This is a genomic window from Acidovorax sp. LjRoot118 (assembly GCF_964253575.1).
In the GTDB taxonomy this organism is placed as follows: Bacteria; Pseudomonadota; Gammaproteobacteria; order Burkholderiales; family Burkholderiaceae_C; genus Acidovorax.
Window position 1 is genome coordinate 3,302,286 of sequence record NZ_CAXURB020000001.1, and the last position, 20,293, is coordinate 3,322,578.

Genomic DNA, 20,293 nt, shown 5'->3' on the forward strand with positions numbered 1-20,293 from the left:
CGGCGCTGGCAGCGCCCCTACCATGGCACTCCCATGCCAACAGACACCGGCGCCACCCCGACGCCCACCCTCCCCCGCCGCTTCCTGCGCTTCCTCGGCCCCCTGCTCGCCACCAACCTGCTCCAGGCGCTCGGCGGCACGGTGATCGTCATCTGCCTGGGGCAATTGCTGGGCGCACGCGCCCTGGCCGCTGCGGTCAGCTTCTTTCCGCTGTTCATGTGCTGCATCGCGTTCGTGATCGGGCTGGGCGCGGGCTCGTCGGTGCTGGTGGGCCAGGCCTGGGGCGCGCGCGACCCGGACAAGGTGCGGCGCGTCGCTGGCGCCGTGCTGGTCGGCGGCTTGGCCCTGGGCTGCGTGGTGGCGGTGCTGGGCGCTGCGGTCATTGGCGAGCTGCTGCGCCTGCTGGGCACGGCCGACGATGTGCTGCCGGAGGCCACGGCGTATGCGCGCATCCTGTTCCTGGCGATGCCGGTGCTGTTCGTGCACCAATTGGCCGCTGCCCTGCTGCGCGGCCTGGGCGACACGACCACGCCGCTGCGCGTGCTGGTGCTGGCCTCGGGCCTGTGGATGCTGCTCACGCCGGCCTTCATCCTGGGCTGGCTGGGGCTGCCGCAGCTGGGCACGGCCAGTGCCGGCTGGGCCAGTTTGATAGGCAACGGCGTGGCGGTGGCCTGGTTGGCTTGGCACCTGCATCGCAAGGACCACCTGCTGGCCCTCAGACACCTGCGGCCGCACCTGCGCTGGGATGCGCCCTTGTTGCGCACCGTGGCGCGGCTGGGCGTGCCCACCGGGCTGTTCTTCATCACCAGCTCGCTGGCCGATGTGCTCTTGCTCCGCCTGATCAACAGCTACGGGTGGCAGGCCACGGCGGCGTGGGGCACGGTGAACCAAGTGATGGCCTATGTGCAGATGCCCGCCATGTCGATTGCGATAGCGGCCTCGGTGTTTGCGGCGCAGGCGATTGGTGCCAACAACCCCGACGAGGTGCGCCGCGTCACGCGGGTGGGGCTGTGGATGAACCTGGGCCTGACCGGCGGCCTGGCCTGCGTCGTGGCGGCCGCTGCGCCACTGGCGACCCGCTTGTTCACCAGCGACCCGACCGTGGTGGGCCTGGCCGCCACGGTGCTGCGCATCACCGTATGGGGCAGCCTCGCCTTCGGCATGGCCAGCGTGTTCACCGGCGTCATGCGCTCGGCGGGCACGGTGCGCGTGCCCACCACGATCTCGCTGTCGTGCCTGGCCTTTTTGCTGGTGCCACTGGCCTATGCCCTGCAGCAGGTGCTGGGCCTGCAGGGCATATGGGCCAGCTACCCGCTGACCTACCTGTGCGCGCTGGTGCTGCAGGCGACGTACTTCTATGCCGTGTGGCGCAAGCGGCCGATCACGCGGCTGGTGTAGCGGGGCCGGCGGGTCTGCTTGACCTCAAGTGCGGTTGATGTTTTAAAAACACGGGCAATGCAACTACCAAGGCCCCTGCACCATGCACATCCAACCCCTCGAAGCCCTGCTCCAGCGCGGGGTGGACAACGCCGTGCTCAGGTTCACGCTAGGATCGCACTACCTGAAGATGAACGACGCTGGCACAGCCGTCGCCCACCTTCAGCGGTGCCTGCAATGGTCTCCAGACTACTCCGCCGCGTGGAAGCTGCTGGGCAAGGCCCAAGCGCTCAACGCCAACCCTGCGGCCGCACAGGACGCCTGGACCCAGGGCATGGCCGTGGCCGAACGCAAGGGTGATCACCAGGCCAGCAAGGAGATGCAGGTGTTTCTGCGCCGCCTGCAGCGCACAGACCAGACCTCAGAGGCTGGGAGTTTTTTGACCGTGCCCGAAAGGCACGCCACAACGCCCTGGATCTAGGCGCAAAGCGCAGCCATAGCTCGGGCTATGGTGAGCATTTGCAACGACGAGCCGGGGTGTTTTGGCGTGCAAGGCGGGCATGGACGAAAGACTCTCAGCCTCTTAGAGCGGCTAACAAAACTCAGCGAAGCGGTTCTGGCTAGGCGCTGCGTCGCAGGCAGTACGAGCAGTACGACAAGACGCTGCAACGACGCCAGAAGAGTTTTGTTAGCCGCTCTTAGCCCCTCCACATCCTGAATGTCACGTACAGGATGTACGCCAGGAACAGCACTATCCAAGCCAGAAAGAACATGTTGCTCCAGTACTGGCCCGCCTGTTCTGCCAGGGTGTAGACCTGCCCTCTGCAGCCCTTTCCCACGCATTCGATCTCGCCCTTGGCCAGCGCACGCAGCAGGCCGAAGGACAGAAAGCCGGTGATGGCAGCGCACACCACGAAACCCACCGGCCCCAGGGGCGGCTTGGTGACTTCGTCGTTCTCGTCGCGATAGCCTTTGGCGAGCTGTTTCTGCCCGTAGCGGTACACGGCATACCCGAGAAGAAGCATCAGCGTGTAGTAAATGATGTCGATCATGTCATCAAGCCGTGGTGTCGATGAGGTGGATAAGCAGGCAGGCGGACGGATAAGACGTCGGCAACGATGGTATCCGAGCGCGGTTGGGGGGCGCTTGAGCCCCTGCAGACACAGGGCCATCCGCGATCCGTGTGATGATGGCAACCGAACTAGAACGGACACACTTCCATGGCAACCCCTCCCGACAATATCAGCATGGCCCTGTTTTGCGACTTTGAAAACGTCGCCCTGGGCGTGCGCGATGCGCAGTACGACAAATTCGACATCAAGCCCATCCTGGAGCGCCTGCTGCTCAAGGGCTCCATCGTGGTCAAGAAGGCCTATTGCGACTGGGAGCGCTACAAGGGCTTCAAGGCCACCATGCACGAGGCCAATTTCGAGCTGATCGAGATCCCCCACGTTCGCCAGTCGGGCAAGAACTCGGCCGACATCCGCCTGGTGGTGGACGCGCTGGACCTGTGCTACACCAAGTCGCACGTCAACACCTTCGTCATCATCAGCGGCGATTCGGACTTCTCGCCCCTGGTCTCCAAGCTGCGCGAGAACAACAAGCAGGTCATCGGCGTGGGCGTCAAGCAGTCCACCTCGGACCTGTTGATCGCCAACTGCGACGAGTTCATCTTCTACGACGACCTGGTGCGCGAAAAGCAGCGCGCCCTGGCCCGGCGCCAGAGCCCCGGCTCGCCGCCCGCCCCGCGCCGCACGCCCGAGGAAGAGCGCAGCCGCAAGGAATCGCAGGACGTGCGCCGCGCCCAGGGCGTGGAACTGGCGGTGGAGACCTTCGAGGCCCTGACCTCCGAGCGCGGCGACAGCGGCAAGATCTGGGCCTCGGTGCTCAAGGAAGCCATCAAGCGCCGCAAGCCCGATTTCAGCGAAAGCTACTACGGCTTTCGCACCTTCGGCAACCTGCTCGAAGAGGCGCAGGCGCGCGGGCTGCTGGAGTTTGGCCGCGACGAACGGTCTGGCGCGTATGTGTTCCGCGGCCTGGGCACCGCAGGTGGCGATGCGCCCGAGTCTGCCGGCCGCAGCGATGCAGCCCCCGCCGAACGCCAGGGCAACAACGCGGGCAACCAGCGCCATGACTTCCACGCCGTGGCAGCGCTGCCAGATGCCTCTGGCGGCGGCAGCGGTGAAGGCGGTGGCGGGCGCGGCGGCCGCTCGCGCGGGCGCCGTGGAGACGGCTCCGCGCGATCCGGGGCGACGCAGCAGCATGCCGATGCGCGGCAAGACCTGCAGCAGCCACAGCATGCAGACGTCCGCACAGACCACCAGGGCGCCGATGAGCGCGACGACGCGCCAGCCGAGCGCCCGGCCCGCACCAGCTACTTCACCCAGCCAGCGCCCGCCCCCGTGCCGGTGCCAGAGCCTGCTGAAGCACAACCGCCCTACCGCGACGAGCCGGCAGACGATGCCGAAGCCGCCGACGAGCGTGCCGAGGCAGCAGCCGCTGCGATGGTAGACGCGCTGGACGACGCTGCGGACAGCGTTGGCGCAGCAGCTTCGGCCACCGCGCGCGCCCCCCGCAGCCGCCGTGCGGCCACGGCACCTGCACCGCGCAAGGGCGCAAGCAGCAGCGGCGGGCGCAAGCCAGCCGCAGCGCAGGCCGACGCACCTTCCGCCGAGCCCGCACCGGCAAGGGCCAAGAAGGCGGCAACTGCCGCCCCTGCAGCCGCACCCGCCAAGGCAGCGGCCGCACCCCGTGCGCGCAAGCCACGCGGTGAAGGCAAGTCGGCCAAAGCGGCGGAATAGTCCCCTTTGCGTACCCTTGCGGCCGAGCGACTACCGCCGCTGGCCGCAAGGGCCCCATGTGCCTGCAGCGGTTGTTGCTGTCGAGGAAAGGGAACCCATCCACCCCTTCTGGGAATCGCAAGCACGCTTATGGAGGCCGCCATTCGCATGGCGCAAGGCCACCGCCGTTGCGGCCAGCCCAGGCACCACCCATTTGGCCCGACACGCATAGGTGACCTGGCCACCGCAGACGGGGCACTGGGCCGAAGTGCGCTTGGGGATTGGAAAGCCGACGCCTCTTGAACACCAAGGGCATTTTATTTCAGCGGCGTACCTGGTTCGGGTGGGGTCATTAGAGGGGAAGAGGCGTCGAGAGCGGCCGCTACGAGCACTCGATAAAAGTCTAGCTTACGCTCGGCTCCATGGGGCTGTCGGCACCGCCATGCCCATGGCCAGAGGACTTCATACCCACCTCACACAAGCCCGCAATACTCGATCCAAGGCCCGACAGCGGCCTCTTCAGGATCGACAGACAGGGGCGCGGCGGCGGGCCGGCCCAGGCATGAGAGCAACACCCCTTGAACCCTGCAATACCTCCTGCTGCTGCAGCCGGCAGCAACACCCATAGTGCACTGTGCCTGACGCGCGGCATCGCGCTCGCCTGGGTTCTCGTCCATGCAGCCACGCCGGTGTTCCAGGCGCTGGGCTGGACGGCGCTGAACAAGGATGTGCGGCCCGATGACCCGCTCGCCTCATGGCTTGCGTTCGCGTTGGCCTTGCTGGGGGCATTGGCCCTGCCCGCGCCCCTGCTACTGCACGCCCTGGTGTTGCGGCGGGCGGCACCGGCGCTGCGCTGGCGCCAGATCGTGCTGGCCATGCCGCTCGTGTGGATGGCGAGCATGGCGGCTGAGGCCGCGGCGAGTGTTGCATACCGGATGACGATTGTGGTCATGCGCAGCGTCTTCCCGCTCGCCGAATTCCGTTCGGATGAGTTCGTCGGCCTGCCATGGAGGCTGTTCATTGGGCCCGCTGGCGCCCTTTTCGCCATTGGCGTGCTGGTGCTGGCCTGGCTCTTCGCCCGCGTCACCCATGTGCGGCGGTGGGTGCCGCTGGTCGCGATGATCGGCGCCACCATGGTCGTTGCGCTCTTGTGGGGGCTGTGGGCGCTGGCCGGGGTGAATGTCGATCTGCTGGCCAGCGCCATGAACGGCTGGACATCGGGCAGACGCGCCTCGGCACTGGTCGCCCAGACTCTGGCGCACGCCATCTGGGCCGCCGTCGCGCTGCTGATCTTTGCGCAGGCCGTGCGCGTAACGCATGGCGCGTTGCTGCAGACATCGCAGCAGCGCCTCGGGCTGGGCGCAGCGGCGCTGGTCGGCGCACTGCTGGTGCCAGGTATCGTGGCCGCGCTGGCGCCCGGTGGCGGTGGCGGCGAGTGGCTCAAGCTGGCCGCGCAGCGCGCGCTCTCACCCGCTCCGGCCCAGGACAGCTCCGAAGGCGAGCCACTGCTTAAATACGCATTCAGCGCACCCGTGCGGGTGCGCGAGATTCCGCGCAAAGCGTCGGTGTCACCCGATGGCCGCTGGATCATCGCGGTGGCGAGCGATCACCAGGTCATCATTGTCGACGCGGCAACCGGCAAGCTGGTGCACCGGCTCCCCGATGTCCTGCGCATGCACGAGTCGCCCGATTGGGCCTGGAGCCCGGACGCGCGGTGGCTGGCGCTGCGCACGCGCGGTGACACGGTGGTGGTGGACAAGAGGGTACGGCACCAGGTTCGCCTGCGGCTGTATGCAGTGCCGGGCTTTGCACCGGCCGGCGAGTACCGCCACACGGGAACCCATTGCCTCGCCGAATCGCATACCGAGAACGCCGTGTTGTTCGGGCGGGATGGCGCGGCCGTGTGGCTGGCCTGCGAACCGATATTCCAGCCCACGGCGGCCGACCTCCTCGCGCTCCGGCTCGATGTGCCGCTGTTGCAAGTGCAGGCAGAACGCCGCTACGGCGACCTGGCACCGTGGCGATTGCGCGGGCTCAAGGAGGTGGGTGAATCGGTGTGGTCATGGCACACCGACCACCGACCTCCGTACGCGCGCTTTCGAGACTTGGGCAGGGATCGCGTGCCCGTCGCCCTGCAGCCCCCTCCCGATGAACCATTCCCCCGGCCGAAATGGACCTTGCAGGAGTTTTCGTTCGACGAAAGCCGGGGAGTCGCCCGGTTCAACGCCTGGAGCGAGCGCCGCCAAGGCCAGCTGGCGTATGACATGCGCACGGGCGCGATGGTGTCGCAGACCGAAGCCCCGGACGGCGCGGCCTACAGCCTGGCATCCGCCGCCAACGGATTGCTCATAGAGCGCCGCGCCCACCAGGCATCGCGCGCAGGCGAACTCATCGCCGTCGACGCGGCCAGCGGCCTTGTGCGCCAGCGCATCCGCACTGCGGCGCAGTACCCCCTGTCGTTCAGTGCCGACGGCCGACTGCTGGTGACCCAGGCAGATGGCGAGTTGCGCGTGTACCGTATCCAGAGGGCTGCAGCTCCCTCGAGCAACGCGGAGTAAGTCTTCGCGATGGGGCGTGCCCTGGTTCGGGATGGAGTGGGGTGGAAAAGTGCCTACGCAGCGCAGCCTTCGCTCGTGAGAGTGCCTTGCAACTCGGCCTTGTGCCGCGCTCGCAGCTCCACTTCAAACTGAATGATCTTGGCCGGGGGCGTGCTGCGGCACGTCACCATCAAGACCCTCCTGGGGTTGACGCGCACCACCTCGTCCACTGCAGGCGTTGCAAGCGCTGACTTGACGCTGCCGACCTGGTACGCATCGGGCCGGATGTGCACCTCCAGTGGCCGGGTCATGGCCGAGCACCCGGCCAGTGCGAACAACGCGAGCAAGCCCGAAAAACCAACAAATCCCATGCGCTTCTCCCATTCAGGTTGTACTTGTCCTGCGCCGACCAGTACCGAAGACGCTTTCACGTTATAGACACATCGAGCGCATGGCCTGTCACAAAACGTACTGACAGGCTGAGACGCCGCACCCATGGCGGCACTTCAAGACGGCGAGGCGGCATGGCAGCCGTCGGCAAAGCCTGAAAGACCCGCAAGCCCACGTAGACTGCGGGGCAAACCGATTACAGCCCATGCCCACCGATACCTCCTACCGCCCCCACCTGCACCGCACCGGCCTGGCCCTGCTCATCGTGGGCGGCATCGACATCGCCGCCTGGCTCGTCTGCCTGGCACTCGACGTGCCCTATGTGTCGAGCTTCAACATCTTCTCCGTGGCGGGCGGCATCTTCCTGTTGCGCGGCAGCCTGCGCGCGGCGTCCATCGTGCGGCGCATGGCCATCTCCATGCTGGCGCTTCTGGCCGCCGTGGTGCTGGTGTCGCCGCTGCTGCAGCCGCCGGGCCTCACGCTCGCCATGGTCAAGACCCATGCTGCACTGGCCCTGCTCGGCGGTGTGCTGCTGGTGTTCACCGTGGCGCTGATGGCGTGGCTGGCGCGCGAGCTGGGCGCCCCCACGGTGCGTGCCGCCATTGCCGCCGCCGGCCTCAAGGTGCGCAGCACGCGCTGGCCCATTGCCATGGGCGCGGGCATCGCCGTGCTGCTGGCCGGTGCCAGCATGGCCCTGCAGCACACCGATGCGGCGGCGCGTGCCATCGCCCAGGCGCGCGCCGCCCATGGCGATGGCTACCGCTACCACCTGAGCCTGATCCAGGCGAAGGAGACCGCTGCAGGGCGCGAGATCACGGGCACCGTGTCGGCGTGGAACGGCGATGGGGTCAAGACCGTGCCGTTCCGCTGGGTGCAATGAGGCAATGGCTGACAAACTTGTGCGCTGTCGTCCGGTTATCCTCGTAACTGCATGTCAGCCGACCCGATAAAACCCCTCCCCCATCGACCTTCTGCATTCCATGGTGGCGGTGGCCGAATGGGCGCCCGCATCCGCGCATTCGACTGGGCTGCCACGCCACTGGGGCCCATCGCGCAGTGGCCGGCTTCGCTGCGCATCGCTGTGGACATGATGCTCGGCTCCGACTTCGCCTCGTGCCTGTTCTGGGGGCCAGACCTGGTCGCGATCTACAACGACGGCTACCAGGCCATCCTGGGCGGTAAGGGCGAAGCGCTGGGCCAGCCCCTGCGCGTGACCTGGGCCGAGGCGTGGGAGGGGCTCCAACCCATTGCAGAGAAGGCCCTGGCGGGCGAGTCCACCTTCATCGAAGACTTCCCGCTTCGCATCGACCGCAGCGGAACGCTGGAGGATGCCTACTTCACCTTCTGCTACAGCCCCTGGTTCGACGAGCACGGCGCCATCGTCGCCATGCTCGACACGGTGGTCGAGACCACCGACAAGGTGCTCGCCGAACGCAAGGCGCGGTCTGAGCGCGCGCGCCAGCAGCGCCTGCTGCAGCAGATGCCCGGCTTCGTGGGCGTGCTCACCGGGCCTGAACATACCTTCGAGTACGTGAACGATGCCTACGTGAAGATCTCGGGCCCGCGCGACTTCATCGGCCGCACCGTGCGCGAAGTGTTCCCCGATCTGGCAGGCCAGGGCTACTACGAAATGCTGGACCGGGTGTACGCCACCGGCGAGCCCATGCAAGCCTCGGCCATGCCCATCCAGTTGCAGGGCGAGGCCCACGAGCGCCATATCGACATCCTCTACGAAGCCATGCGCGACGACGCCGGCGCCATCCACGGCATCTTCGTCGGCGGCTACGACGTGACCGAGCGCGTGCAGGCCCAGGTCGCCGCGCAGGCCAGCGAGGCGCGGTTGCGCGCGCTCAACGCCGACCTGGAGCGCCAGGTGATCGAGCGCACCCTATCTCGCGGCCGCGCCTGGGCCGTGAGCCCCGAGCTGCTGTGCGTGATCAACGCCAGCGGGCACTTCGAGGCCGCCAACCCCGCCTGGGAACGCACGCTGGGCTGGACGGAAGACGAGATGCAGCGCATGGGCTTTCGCGAGCTGGTGCACCCCGACGACCTGGCCGCCAGCGAGCGCGCCTGGGTGGATGCCAGCGAGCGCGGCCTGCCCGTGCTGCGCTTTGAAAACCGCTACCGCATGAAGGCCGGCGGCTGGCGCTGGCTGTCCTGGGTGGCGGTGCCTGAAGAGGGCCTGGTCTACTGCATCACCCGCGACGTGCAGGACGAAAAGGACCACGCCGCCGCACTGGCCGAGCGCACGGCCGAGCGCGACGTGCTGGCCACCATCGTGCAGACCACCGACGCCTTCATCCAGGTGCTGGACCGGGACTACCGGTTTTTGGCCATCAACCAGGCCAATGCGGACGAGTACGAGCGCGTGTACGGCGTGCGCCCCGCTCCCGGCGATAGCCTGACCGCGCTGCTGAACGGCACGGGTGCCGACGTGCAGGCCGCGCTGGCGCTGTGGCAGCGTGCCATGGCCGGCGAGTCCTTCACCATCCAGGGCCAGTTCGGCAACCCGGCGATTGCCCAGCGCCAGTATGAGCTCAAGTTCGAAGTGCTGCGCGCCGCCGACGGCACGCAGATCGGGGCATTTGCCACCGGTGTGGACATCACCGACCGGCTGCGCCAGCAGGCCGCGTTCGACGAGGCGCAAGAGGCCCTGCGTCAGGCGCAGAAGATGGAGGCCGTGGGCCAGCTCACCGGCGGCATTGCGCACGACTTCAACAACCTGCTGGCCGCCATGAGCGGCAGCCTGCAGGTCATGAAGATCCAGATGGCCAAGGGCAAGCGCGAGGGGTTGGAGCGCTACATCGAGATGTGCGAGCGCTCGGTGCGCAGCGCCGCCAGCCTCACCCAGCGCCTCCTGGCCTTCTCGCGCCGCCAGACGCTGGACCCGCGCCCCGTGGACGTGAACCGCCTGGTCGCCAGCATGCAGGACCTGATCGCCCGCACCGTGGGCCCCACGGTGGACCTGCAGGTGGCCGCCGCCCCCGACCTGTGGGCCACCCGCATCGACCCCTCGCAGCTGGAGAACGCGCTGCTCAACCTGTGCATCAACGCGCGCGACGCGATGATGCCCCAGGGCGGGCGCCTCGTCATCACCACCGCCAACCGGGTGCTGGACGAGCGCAGCGCCCGCGAGCACGAACTGGCCCCCGGCGAATACCTGGTGCTGAGCGTGGCCGACACCGGCTCCGGCATGCCACCGGGTCTCATCAAGCGCATCTTCGACCCCTTCTTCACCACCAAGCCCCTGGGCCAGGGCACCGGCCTGGGGCTGTCGATGGTGTATGGCTTCGTGCGCCAGTCGGGCGGGCAGGTGCGCGTGCAATCGGCCCCGGGCCAGGGCACCACCATGCACCTGTACCTGCCGCGCCACCAGGGCCATGCGCAGGAGGAAGCCGCAGCGGCCCACCACGACCTGGCGCCAGGTGCAGGCGAGACGGTGCTGGTGATCGAGGACGAGCACACCATCCGCGAGCTGGTCAGCGAGGTGCTGGCCGAGGCCGGCTACCGCGTGCTGCTGGCCGACAGCGGCCCCACCGGCCTGCACCTGCTGCAGGGCCCCGAACGCATCGACCTGCTGCTCACCGACGTGGGCCTGCCCGGCGGCCTCAACGGCCGCCAGGTGGCCGACGCCGGCCGCACCGTGCGCCGAGGGCTCAAGGTGCTGTTCATCACCGGCTACGCCGAGAACGCCGCCGTGGGCAACGGCCTCATGGACGAAGGCATGGCCATTCTCACCAAGCCCTTTGAGATACCGCACCTGGTGAACAAGGTGCGGCAGATGCTGGATGGGGTGAGGTAGGCGCCGCTTCCCGCCTGCTAGACTGGCCCGCCGGCCTGAGATGCCCCATGCTTGGCGCGTCCGATGGCCCAATGCGCGCAGGCATTCATGCTGAAGAATCGAAGAAATTCCAGGGACACCCCTGTGCGTGTAACGAAGACTGCACCATGCGATTGAAATCTGTCACCTTCAACAACTTCCGGTGCTTTGAGTCCCTCACACTGGACCTGCATCCGCGCCTCACGGTGATCGTGGGTGAGAACGGGGCGGGCAAGACGGCCATTCTGGATGGGATAGCCAGCGGATTGACCCCGGTTCTCACGCACTTGTCTTCGGCAGACCAGCGGTTGACCGGGCGTGGAATCAAGGATTCGGATTTTCGCCTCCAGTCATTCTCCCGACCGCGTGGCAGGGAGCAGTGGACCACTGCCGACTATGCCCAGATCATGCTCACCACCAATAGCAATCTGCGCTGGGACTACTGGCGTCCGTCCAGCGGAAGCAAGGGCAAGAAGCCTGCTGACACATGGGGCGAAACGACTCTCAAAGAGTATCTGGACGAAATTACCGCCAGCTACAAATCTGCAAAACCGGCTTTCACACCCGTGTTTGCATACTACGGAGCCAGTCGCGGCCACATTGAAGTGCCGGAGCGCCTACGCTCTGCCAAACATAACTATGGGCACCCGACTGCAGCGTTGGTGGACTGCTTCAATCCCCGCAGCGACTTTCGGGAAATGCTGGCTTGGTTCGATCAGGAGGAATCATCCGAACTGCGCGCAAACAAGGGCGTCTCAGACGAGAACTACATACCTCTCGAGTCGCTGGAAGCGGTACGCGCCACGGTAATTGAGCTTTTGAGCGGCGCCTTTCGCAACCCACGATTCAATGCGGGGCACAAATTTATTCTGGAACGTGTCAGCGACGGTGCCGAACTGCAGGTCAACCAGTTGAGCCAGGGTTATCAAAGCATGTTGGCAATGGCCATGGATTTCGCGCGCCGCCTGGCCATTGCGAACCCCCATTTGGAATTGCGGGATGACTTTGCGCATCAGCAACTTCTAATGCATGTGACATCAGTGTTGGAAGGACCAGATCCAGCCAGTTACAGCCCATTTCAGCACACCCTTACAATGAGCGCCCCGCTCATCATGCTGGTGGACGAAATTGATCTACACCTGCACCCTTCATGGCAGCAGCGGGTACTGAATGACCTGATGCGCGCGTTCCCGCTGACGCAATTCATCGTCACCACCCACAGTCCCCAGGTGCTGACCAGCGTCGATGCCTCCTGCATTCGAAAGCTGGTTTCGGTCATAGATGAGCAAACCGGCAAGAGCCGCGTGAGCATCGAGCCCGTCACGCACCAGACCCGGGGCGTAGCCAGTGCTGATGCACTGGCCTCCATCATGGGAGTCAACCCGATTCCCGACGTTCCCGAAGCCAAGACCCTTTCTGCATACCACGCGTTGATCCAGCAGAACCTGCACGACTCAGAAGACGGAAGGCGCATGCGCGCCGAGCTGGATATGCATTTCTCCTCTGACCATCCCGTGATGCTTGATTGCGACCGCATGATCCGCTTGCAGGCCTTCAAGCAAAGGCTTCCTGCGATGCGCAGCACAGACGAGGGAAACACCTGATGCACCGGTTGCACCGTGACCCGCAGGCCCCAGCTTGCCTGAAGCACTACCGCCATGGTCGCGACAAATGGTGCATGCAAAGCCCAAACCCTGTCGAGCGCGCCGACATCTGGACTCAGCTTGATACCATGCAAGCCACCCGGTGTGCTTATTGCGAAGCCGCCCTGAAAGAGGACGCCCGCCACATCGAACACTTCCGCCAGCGCGACCGATACCCCCAAGGCACTTTCGAATGGTCGAATCTCTTCGGTTCATGCAACCGTGACGACACCTGCGGCAGGCACAAGGACCAATGTGGCCTTTATCAGCACGGCGACTTGATCAAACCCGACACCGAAGACCCCGATGATTTCCTGGTGTTTGACCCGCAGGGCGGCGTTCATCCGAAAGCAGGTTTATCGCAACAGTCGCAGCACAGAGCAGAAGAGACTATTCGAATCTTGAATCTTCAAAGTGGGGGCCTACCGCATATGCGGAGAGGCGCTGCATGCGGCTACCAACAGTATCTGGAAGCGTGGGCGGAGTTGGCCCTTGAGTTCCCCGAAAATGAATGGCTCCCAATTGTCAAAGAGGAGCTTGAATTGGCTCTCGCAGATACCCGGCACCTGCCCTTTGCCACCGCTATTAGACACACGCTGATGCGTATCGCCTGACAGAGAACTGCACTACCGACCCGTCCCTGCCCTTCGCGTTCATTGAGCAGCCACATACTCGCGCAGCACCCCATGCGTATCGCACTGCTCGTCCAGGTCGCTGATGGCCTGCGCTGCCTGCTCGGCGGGGTAGATCAGGCGCACCACCAGAAACTCCTCGCCACTGTCGTCCAGCACCTCGTGGCGGCGCCCGGCACCCAGAGCCTGCCAGACGAGCACGACGCTCATCGCGTCCGTGGTCGCGCTGATCATGGTGCTGTGCGATTCGCGCCCGTCGCGCGTGAATCGGAAAACGGCTGACGACATTGGCATACAGGCAGGGGGTTGGGGGCAGGCCCAGGTCTTCCTCTGAGCCATGCCCAGGTGGGCACCATGGTAGCAACACCGGGCTGGCCGGGTGTCCAACAAAGCCTGCGCGAGAAGTAAGCCATTGTGTACTGCCCGCGCCCCCAAAAAAGGGCCCGCTCGGCGGCGGGCCCAACTCGCGATGGTCACGAGGGAGAGAGACGCCGCAAACCTCGCGGCGTAGCCATCGTAAAAGTGCCGCCCCACGCCCCAATGTAGGACTGCAGGCCAATGCGTGGAGGCCCGCTCCGGGCTAGCGTCCGCTCACTTGGCTTACAAATCGGCGCCCCACTCGTCCGCTGGATACAACCCGTGCATCTACTTACCGGGCATGGGATTTTTCTGACCGGCGCATAGGACAAGACCTACAAAACCGCGCCATCGCGGCGCCCAAGAATGGAGTCACACACGGTCGGCACCGTTGATGGATGAATTGATTGATCGATTCATTGATTGGATTTGAAGAAAGAGGGGCGCGCGGCCTGGCCTGCGTACCGCACGCGCCGCCGCCCGCCCCGCCCAAGGAGCAAGACAATGGGATACCGAGACAGTGACGACAGTGGCTTTTCGCGCCACGGAATGAACCACCGCGACAACGACCACCACGATCCGCAGCAACGCTCGCACCGCGCGGGTTTTGACCACCCCGACCTGGCCCGCGACGAAGACCTGCGCACCAGCCATTCCATCCCTGGGGACGGCCGCACGGGCCGGTATGAGCCCTACGGCGGCCGCCGCGAAGGCCAGGGCTACCAGGGTGCACGCAGTTGGGAAGGCCGCAGCGAGGTCGGATTTGACCGTGATCGCTACCAGGGCCAGGGCGGTGACTACCGCAGCAACCGCGACAGCGGCTATGGCTACGGCGCGCGCAGCCCCGATATCGGTGGCTACAACCCGTACGAAGCAGAGCAACGCTTTCGCCAGCAGCAACAGTACGGTAGCGGCGGCAACTATGGTGGCAGCTACGGCCAGGATGACCGTGCCCGCCTGAACCGCCCCGACGCCTGGTCCCGCGATGGCTATGGCGGCCCTGAGCGTGACCAGGGCGACGTCTACGCCAGCCAGCGGGGCCGCAGCTATGGCCATGGCTACGATGGCCGGCCAGATGCCCGCCAGGAAGGCTACGGTGGCAACTACGACCGCCAGCAGCAGGGCAACCCCCTGTACCGCAGCAGCCAGCGCGAGCACCATGACCCCGACTACTCTGCCTGGCGCCAGGAGCAACTGCGCCTGCTCGACGAGGACTACGACTCGTGGCGCAACGAGCGCTACCAGAAGTTCTCAGACGAGTTCAACACCTGGCGCACCTCGCGCAGCCGCAACGAGGGCCTGCTCGGGTCCAACCAGTCGGGCCAGGTGGTGCAGAACCCGTCGGCCAAGAGCCAGCAAGGCAGCAGCACCACCAACCCGGGTACCACCGCAGGGGTAGCCCAGGGCAAGACCAAGGAGTGATGGGGCGCGGTAATGCAGGGCGGCGCGGGGCGGCCCTGCCCCGCCGTGCCAACCAAGGCGCGCCGCGCCCGGAACCCTCCGTCAAGCGCACAGCCAGGTGCCACGTGTGTCTGCGGCGTTGCCTTCATTGTCGACAGCGCCGTGGGCAGGCCCGCGTGCCTTGCGCGCCCTTCCATCTGGCGCCTGCGACAGGGCAATGCCTTGCCAGCGGGCCGTTGGCTGGCGTGCAACAAGCCATCCGAAAAGCCCAGCCACAGAAGCCCAGCCCCTACCTGTCTTGCCGCCGTCCGGCGGCACCACGCGGACCCGTCCTACAGCACCCGACCCGCTCCAGCGTGACCATGGCCGTCGAGTTCCCCACTCGGCCAGCGCTAAACCCACGCACACGAAAGCCCCCACCATGCTGTTCCACTTCCCCTCGTTGCTGCAGCAATTGCTCGGGGCTACCCACCCCAGCCCCATGGGGCCGGTGGACCCCGTGCCCGATCCCCTGCCCGGCAACCCCTTGCCACCCGAGCCCGTGGGTCCGCACCCCACGCCAGCACCGATGTAGGTGCGGTGGCACAGGTGGTGGCAATTGTTTGATTGATCAAACGCGGGGTCTGTGGCTACGATGGCCCGATGACCCGGAGCACCTCCCCATGCGATTAGTGCTTGCCTACCCCGAGGATGCAGACAGCACAGAGAAGGCTGCCATGGCAGAGCGCGCCGCGCTCGAAGTCTGCCTGACCGCTGGCGTGCACCCCTACATGGCCTGGCATGACTATTCCCTGGTCCACTCCGGGCTGAACCTGCCCTCCTCGGCCTTCGCCACGGCAGAGATCGCAGGCGCCTTTGTCTGGATCGAAGCCATCGCCGCCGCGCAGGAGTTTCTGAACCCGCCCCGCGGCGCCAAGGTCGAGATCGACGTGCTCTTCGAGCCCGGCGACGAAATGCCCCCTGTGCAGTTTGAACCCGGCCGCGCCGTGCTGCGCGACTACCTGTACCTGCAGATGTGTCTGGCGCCCCGGCCGGCGATCAACGCGCTGGCGGACCCGGATGACCCGCCGACCGGGCCCGCGCCGCTCAGTTCGTGGCCGGAGCTGAGTCTGGAGAACGGGTAGCAGCGGGGGCAGCGGGGTTGTACCGCTGCTGGCTTGCGGTGCGTGGTGCTGCGGCTTGGTTTCTGTGGTCGCTTCTGTTCTATTGCCGAGGGCGGGGGCCGGGGTGTGCGCCCGGCGGCGCACCTACCTTCTTTTGCGTCGCCAAAAGAAGGTAGGCCAAGAAAAGGCGACCCCGCTGCCCGTGTCCCCCTCGCACTGCGTACGAGGGGGCAGCCTGCGATGCTCGGTCCTGGGGTGACGCCGAAGAACTCCCTGCGCTGCCTCTGCGAGGCAGCTCCGGTCAAACAGCTTCGGCGAGCCAGACTACGATGCGCGTGTCCTTCGGCACGCGCTCACCCCAGGCCCTGCGCTTCTCGGCACGGTCAGAAGGGGGTGGGAGCGGGCTCCATACGGGCCATTGCTTCGCTCGGCCCCAACTGCCTCGCTGCGCTTGGCCTGGGCAGGGCGATCGCGCCCAGCATGTCGGCAGCGCGCATCGCGCGCGTCCCCGACCCCAGGCGCAGCTGCGCAGCAGCAGCCGTCTTTGACCCCGCTCCCCACCCCTGCTGGCTGCGCCGAGAAGCGCAGGGCCTGGGGTGGGTGCGTGTGCCGAAGGACACACGCACTTCGTGATCTGGCTTGCCGCAGCTGTTTGAGCGGAGTTCGAAGAACGCAGCGAGTTCTGCGGCACCACCCCAGGCCCGAGCATCGCAGGTTGCCCCCGTTCGCCCGACAGGGCGAACGGGGGACGCAGACTGGGGGTCGCCTTCTCTTTGGTGACTTTCTCTTGGCGACGCAAGAGAAAGTTACTGCGCCGCCGGGCGCATACCCCGGCCTCCGCCCTCGGCAAAAGAACAGAAGCAACCACAGACACCAAAGCACGCAGCAACACCAAGACCTGCCGCAACAACGAAACGAAGACCACCGCACATCGGCTAACATCCCACCCGCGGTGCAAGCCGCCCCCGGGCCCGCGGGAAGGGTAGAACCCACTTGCACGGAGGACACCAGCGCCACGCTGCTGCCTTCCCCCACACGCCTGTCCACCGCCTTTTGTGCAGCCGGATCTGCGGGCCATCGGCACATGATGCACGGAGGTTTTCTTCATGACGACGACGCCCTACAAGCGCCTTCCCGCACGGCCAGACATCGGCCACCTCAAGAAACAGGCCAAGAATCTCCTGGCCTTGTACCGCGGCAACGACGCTGCCGCCTTGCAGCGCATTCGCACCGCCCTGCCCGCCGCTGCAGGCAAGAGCGACACCACCCTCGCCGCCCAGGGCCTGCGCCTGCACGATGCGCAGTCGTGCATCGCGCGCGAGTACGGCTTTGCCGCCTGGGCCGACCTGCAGGGCTTTGTCGTCGCGCGCCGGGCCCAGGCCGATGACCCGGGCAAGGCCCTGCTCCACTGGCTGGGCCTGGTGTACGCGGGCGATATCTCAGGCGGAATGAACCGCGCGCGGCCCGCCGTGGCCCTGCGCCTGCTCGAAGACCACCCCGCCCTGCTCGGCAACAGCGACCCCTGGCTGGCCTGCGCCACCGGCGACGAAGCCGTGCTGCGCCAGGCCACCGCGCAGGACCCCGGCTGGGTGCACCGCGCAGGCGGGCCGCTGCAGTTGCCGCCGCTGGTGGCGGTCACACACTCCGGCCTGTTGCAGCTGCCCAGCCACCGCGAGCGGCTGATCGCCTGCGCACGGCATCTGCTGGCGGCCGGTGCATCGCCCGACCAGTCGGTGGGCAACCGCTGGCCCCCAGCCTCGCTGCAGGCACCTGCAGAAACCGAGCGCCTCTCGGCCCTGTACGGCACTGCCGGCCGCAACCTCGACCCCGAGATGACGAAGCTGCTGCTCGGTGCCGGCGCCCACCCCGATGACAACGAATCGCTCTACCACGCGCTCGACAACCCCGAGTGCACCCGGCTGCTGCTCGAAGCCGGCGCGCGCATCACCGGCACCAACGCCATGTACCGCGTGCTCGACCTCGACGACCTGGCCACCCTGCAACTGCTGCTGGCGCACGGCGGCGATGCCAACGAAGCACCGCAGGGCCCGCCCTCGTCGGACTGGGGTTCGCCGCTGCTGTGGGCCATTCGCCGGCGCCGCTCGCCCGCGCACATCGCGGCCCTGCTGGCCGCAGGCGCCAGGCCCGATGCGCGCATGCAGGACGGCACGCCCGCCCACACCATGGCCCTGCGCTACGGTCTGACCGAGGTGGCACAGCTGCTGCAGAACGCCACGGCGGGAACCAGCGGCCATGCGCCGCCCGACACGGACGAGGCCTTCATCGCCGCCTGCGCACGCGGCGACGAAGCGGCGGCCCGCGCCCTGCAGGCCGCACACCCTGGCACCATCGGCAGGCTCGGCCCTGCCCAGCTGCGGCTGCTGCCCGAGCTGGCGGCCCAGGGCTGCGGCGATGCGGTGCGCACCATGGTCACCCTGGGCTGGCCCATCGAGGTGCGCGGTGGCGACTGGGATGCCTCGGCCCTGAACCAGGCCGTGTTCCGGGGCGATGCGGCGCTCGCCCGCTTCCTGCTGGCGCATGGCGCCGATTGGCAGGCCCTGCACGGCTTTGGCGACAACGCCAGCGGCACGCTGTCATGGGCCTCGCTCAACGAGCCCGTGCCCGGTGGCGACTGGGTCGGCTGCGCCCAGGCCCTGGTGGCCCACGGCATGCCCGGCGCGCGGCCCGACCCCGAAGGCACGGACGACGGTGCCGTGCTGCTGAGCGGGCGGCGCAGCAGGTTCTCGGAAGACGTGGCGGACTACCTGCTGGGCCAGCCCGCCAGCGCGCAGGCTTAGCGACCGGTTGCGAGACAGGCTGGCACGGTGTGGGTGGCAGTGGCACCCGCGCAGCGCCGGCCCACCAGTTGTCAGCAGCTGTTCACCCTGTGTCAGGTTGCGACGCGCCCTTGCGTGCGGGCCTTGGGCGCGTTACCTGCGCTTGCATGCAGCCTGCGGGCCGCGCGGCGTGGACGGCCCCGTCCTACCGGGGGCGCGCCTGTGTCCCTACCGCGCCGCACGCCCGCCGGTTTCAACATGGGAGGCATGGTGGCACCACGGCCACCGCCATCCTTCAAGGAGCTCCCCATGTCCACCACCCCAGTCTCCCGTTCGCACCGCAGCCTTGCGGCCCCGCTGATCGCAGTGTCCGTGCTCGCGCTCACCGTATCGCAGCATGCCTACAGCCAGGGCGGCTTCGGCAGCGCAAGCCCGGCCACGCCGGCCATCTCGACCATTGGCAACCCCAGCACCGCGACCCCGAGCACGGCCACCCCCGGCAGTACCTTGGGCAACACCACCTCTACGCCGAGCAGCAACAGCAGCATCGGCAACACCCCCGTTCCTGGAAATATTCCGAGCAGCATCCCAAGCAGCGGCAACATCGGCAACGCCACCACCAGCCCCTCCAGCATCCCCGGCAGCGTGCCCAGCAGCACCGCCACGCCCACGGCTGCCACCGGCAACCCGAGCAGCACAACCACCACCACACCCAGCAGCAACAGCAGCATCGGCAACGCCAGCATTTCGGGCAACATCCCCAGTGGCATTCCGAGCAGCAGCATAGGTACACCGGGTACGGGCAGCACGGGCACGACAGCAGCCACGACAGGCAATCCGGCAGGGAGCCCGGGCACCACCGGTAACGGCACGCCATCGGGCGGCACCAGCCCTGGCTCGAGCGCAAGCACCGGCACTGGTGCAGGCAGCGCCACTGGCACAGGCACCGGTATCGCCCCGGGTACCAGCGCTGGGGTCGGGGTCAGCGGCGCAGGCGCGGGCAGCGTGGCAGGTGCGCCATCTGGCACGGGCTCGGGTGGCAGCACCAGCGCGGGCGCACCTGGCAGTGCGGCCGGCACCGCACCCGGTGCGGCCCCAGGCGCTGCAGCGGGTTCTGCGACAGGGAGTAGCGCAGGTGCCGCGAGCAGCGGGGCAGCCGGTACGAGCGGCAGCGCGGGGGTGGGTGCCGGTGCAACTGGAGCTGGCGGCGTGGGCGCGGGGCCAGGTGCCGGTACGGGGGCCGGCCCCGGCGCGGGCGTGGGCGCCGGAGCCGGTTCAGCAGGCGCAGGCGCTGGCAGCGCAGGATCCGGCGGTGCTGGTGCTGGTGCCGGTGCTGGTGCTGGTGCTGGTGCCGGTGCCGGTGCCGGTGCTGGTGCTGGTGCTCGTTGATCGTTGATCGTTGATCGTTGATCGACAGCATCACGCTTGCACGAAGGGATTGAGCGGGCCAGTCCACGCACCAGGCCCCTACCCATG

The 20,293-nt window shown here is 67.1% G+C and carries 17 protein-coding genes; 13 read left to right on the forward strand and 4 right to left on the reverse strand.

Going from position 1 to position 20,293, the window contains the following annotated elements:
* Positions 1-33 precede the first annotated feature (33 nt).
* Together ACSQ9E_RS15540 and ACSQ9E_RS15545 are read left to right on the forward strand one after the other, a co-directional pair.
* Positions 34-1,398: an MATE family efflux transporter gene (locus ACSQ9E_RS15540; RefSeq protein WP_436218372.1), complete on the forward strand. Its 1,365-nt coding sequence runs from the start codon at positions 34-36 to the stop codon at positions 1,396-1,398.
* Between the two features lie 82 nt (positions 1,399-1,480).
* Positions 1,481-1,858, forward strand: coding sequence for a tetratricopeptide repeat protein (locus ACSQ9E_RS15545; protein WP_436218373.1), 378 nt, complete (start codon positions 1,481-1,483; stop codon positions 1,856-1,858).
* A 217-nt stretch (positions 1,859-2,075) separates the two neighbouring features.
* On the opposite strand, the gene ACSQ9E_RS15550 is transcribed toward ACSQ9E_RS15545, so the two are convergent.
* A complete protein-coding gene (locus ACSQ9E_RS15550; protein ID WP_436218374.1) occupies positions 2,076-2,429 on the reverse strand; it encodes a hypothetical protein in 354 nt (117 codons plus the stop codon).
* Between the two features lie 168 nt (positions 2,430-2,597).
* Between ACSQ9E_RS15550 and ACSQ9E_RS15555 the strand changes: the two genes are divergently transcribed.
* Positions 2,598-4,178 carry an NYN domain-containing protein gene (locus tag ACSQ9E_RS15555; RefSeq protein ID WP_436218375.1) on the forward strand — a complete coding sequence of 527 codons (1,581 nt, stop codon included), beginning with the start codon at positions 2,598-2,600 and terminating at the stop codon, positions 4,176-4,178.
* A 557-nt stretch (positions 4,179-4,735) separates the two neighbouring features.
* Positions 4,736-6,715 carry a hypothetical protein gene (locus ACSQ9E_RS15560; protein ID WP_436218376.1) on the forward strand — a complete coding sequence of 660 codons (1,980 nt, stop codon included), beginning with the start codon at positions 4,736-4,738 and terminating at the stop codon, positions 6,713-6,715.
* Positions 6,716-6,768: 53 nt separating this feature from the next.
* Here ACSQ9E_RS15560 and ACSQ9E_RS15565 read toward each other — a convergent pair whose 3' ends face one another.
* On the reverse strand, positions 6,769-7,125 hold the full coding sequence (locus ACSQ9E_RS15565) for a hypothetical protein (protein WP_436218377.1): 357 nt from the start codon (positions 7,123-7,125) through the stop codon (positions 6,769-6,771).
* A 164-nt stretch (positions 7,126-7,289) separates the two neighbouring features.
* Between ACSQ9E_RS15565 and ACSQ9E_RS15570 the strand changes: the two genes are divergently transcribed.
* From ACSQ9E_RS15570 to ptuB, 4 genes are all read left to right on the forward strand, one after another.
* Positions 7,290-7,964: a hypothetical protein gene (locus ACSQ9E_RS15570; protein WP_436218378.1), complete on the forward strand. Its 675-nt coding sequence runs from the start codon at positions 7,290-7,292 to the stop codon at positions 7,962-7,964.
* A 117-nt stretch (positions 7,965-8,081) separates the two neighbouring features.
* Positions 8,082-10,886 carry a PAS domain-containing protein gene (locus ACSQ9E_RS15575; protein ID WP_436218379.1) on the forward strand — a complete coding sequence of 935 codons (2,805 nt, stop codon included), beginning with the start codon at positions 8,082-8,084 and terminating at the stop codon, positions 10,884-10,886.
* A gap of 146 nt (positions 10,887-11,032) precedes the next feature.
* Positions 11,033-12,508 carry an AAA family ATPase gene (locus tag ACSQ9E_RS15580; protein WP_436218380.1) on the forward strand — a complete coding sequence of 492 codons (1,476 nt, stop codon included), beginning with the start codon at positions 11,033-11,035 and terminating at the stop codon, positions 12,506-12,508.
* Positions 12,508-13,161: a retron Ec78 anti-phage system effector HNH endonuclease PtuB gene (gene ptuB, locus ACSQ9E_RS15585; RefSeq protein WP_436218381.1), complete on the forward strand. Its 654-nt coding sequence runs from the start codon at positions 12,508-12,510 to the stop codon at positions 13,159-13,161. The genes ACSQ9E_RS15580 and ptuB overlap by 1 nt, the downstream gene beginning before the upstream one ends.
* A 39-nt stretch (positions 13,162-13,200) precedes the next feature.
* Here ptuB and ACSQ9E_RS15590 read toward each other — a convergent pair whose 3' ends face one another.
* Positions 13,201-13,467 (reverse strand): hypothetical protein, encoded by a 267-nt coding sequence (locus ACSQ9E_RS15590; RefSeq protein ID WP_436218382.1) that lies wholly within the window; start codon positions 13,465-13,467, stop codon positions 13,201-13,203.
* Positions 13,468-14,040: 573 nt separating this feature from the next.
* Between ACSQ9E_RS15590 and ACSQ9E_RS15595 the strand changes: the two genes are divergently transcribed.
* From ACSQ9E_RS15595 to ACSQ9E_RS15610, 4 genes are all read left to right on the forward strand, one after another.
* The gene (locus ACSQ9E_RS15595) at positions 14,041-14,958 is read left to right on the forward strand and encodes a hypothetical protein (RefSeq protein ID WP_436218383.1); all 918 of its coding nucleotides are present in this window, start codon (positions 14,041-14,043) and stop codon (positions 14,956-14,958) included.
* A gap of 400 nt (positions 14,959-15,358) precedes the next feature.
* Positions 15,359-15,511, forward strand: a complete 153-nt coding sequence (locus ACSQ9E_RS15600) for a hypothetical protein (protein ID WP_157412301.1) — start codon at positions 15,359-15,361, stop codon at positions 15,509-15,511.
* Positions 15,512-15,599: 88 nt separating this feature from the next.
* A complete protein-coding gene (locus ACSQ9E_RS15605) occupies positions 15,600-16,061 on the forward strand; it encodes a hypothetical protein (RefSeq protein ID WP_436218384.1) in 462 nt (153 codons plus the stop codon).
* 1,085 nt (positions 16,062-17,146) lie between these two features.
* Entirely contained in the window at positions 17,147-18,838 is a 1,692-nt protein-coding gene (locus tag ACSQ9E_RS15610; RefSeq protein WP_436218385.1) for an ankyrin repeat domain-containing protein, read from the forward strand.
* A gap of 380 nt (positions 18,839-19,218) precedes the next feature.
* On the opposite strand, the gene ACSQ9E_RS15615 is transcribed toward ACSQ9E_RS15610, so the two are convergent.
* A complete protein-coding gene (locus tag ACSQ9E_RS15615) occupies positions 19,219-19,602 on the reverse strand; it encodes a hypothetical protein (protein WP_436218386.1) in 384 nt (127 codons plus the stop codon).
* Positions 19,603-20,006: 404 nt separating this feature from the next.
* Here ACSQ9E_RS15615 and ACSQ9E_RS15620 point away from each other — a divergent pair, with 404 nt between their 5' ends.
* Positions 20,007-20,213, forward strand: a complete 207-nt coding sequence (locus ACSQ9E_RS15620) for a hypothetical protein (protein WP_436218387.1) — start codon at positions 20,007-20,009, stop codon at positions 20,211-20,213.
* Positions 20,214-20,293: the final 80 nt, after the last annotated feature.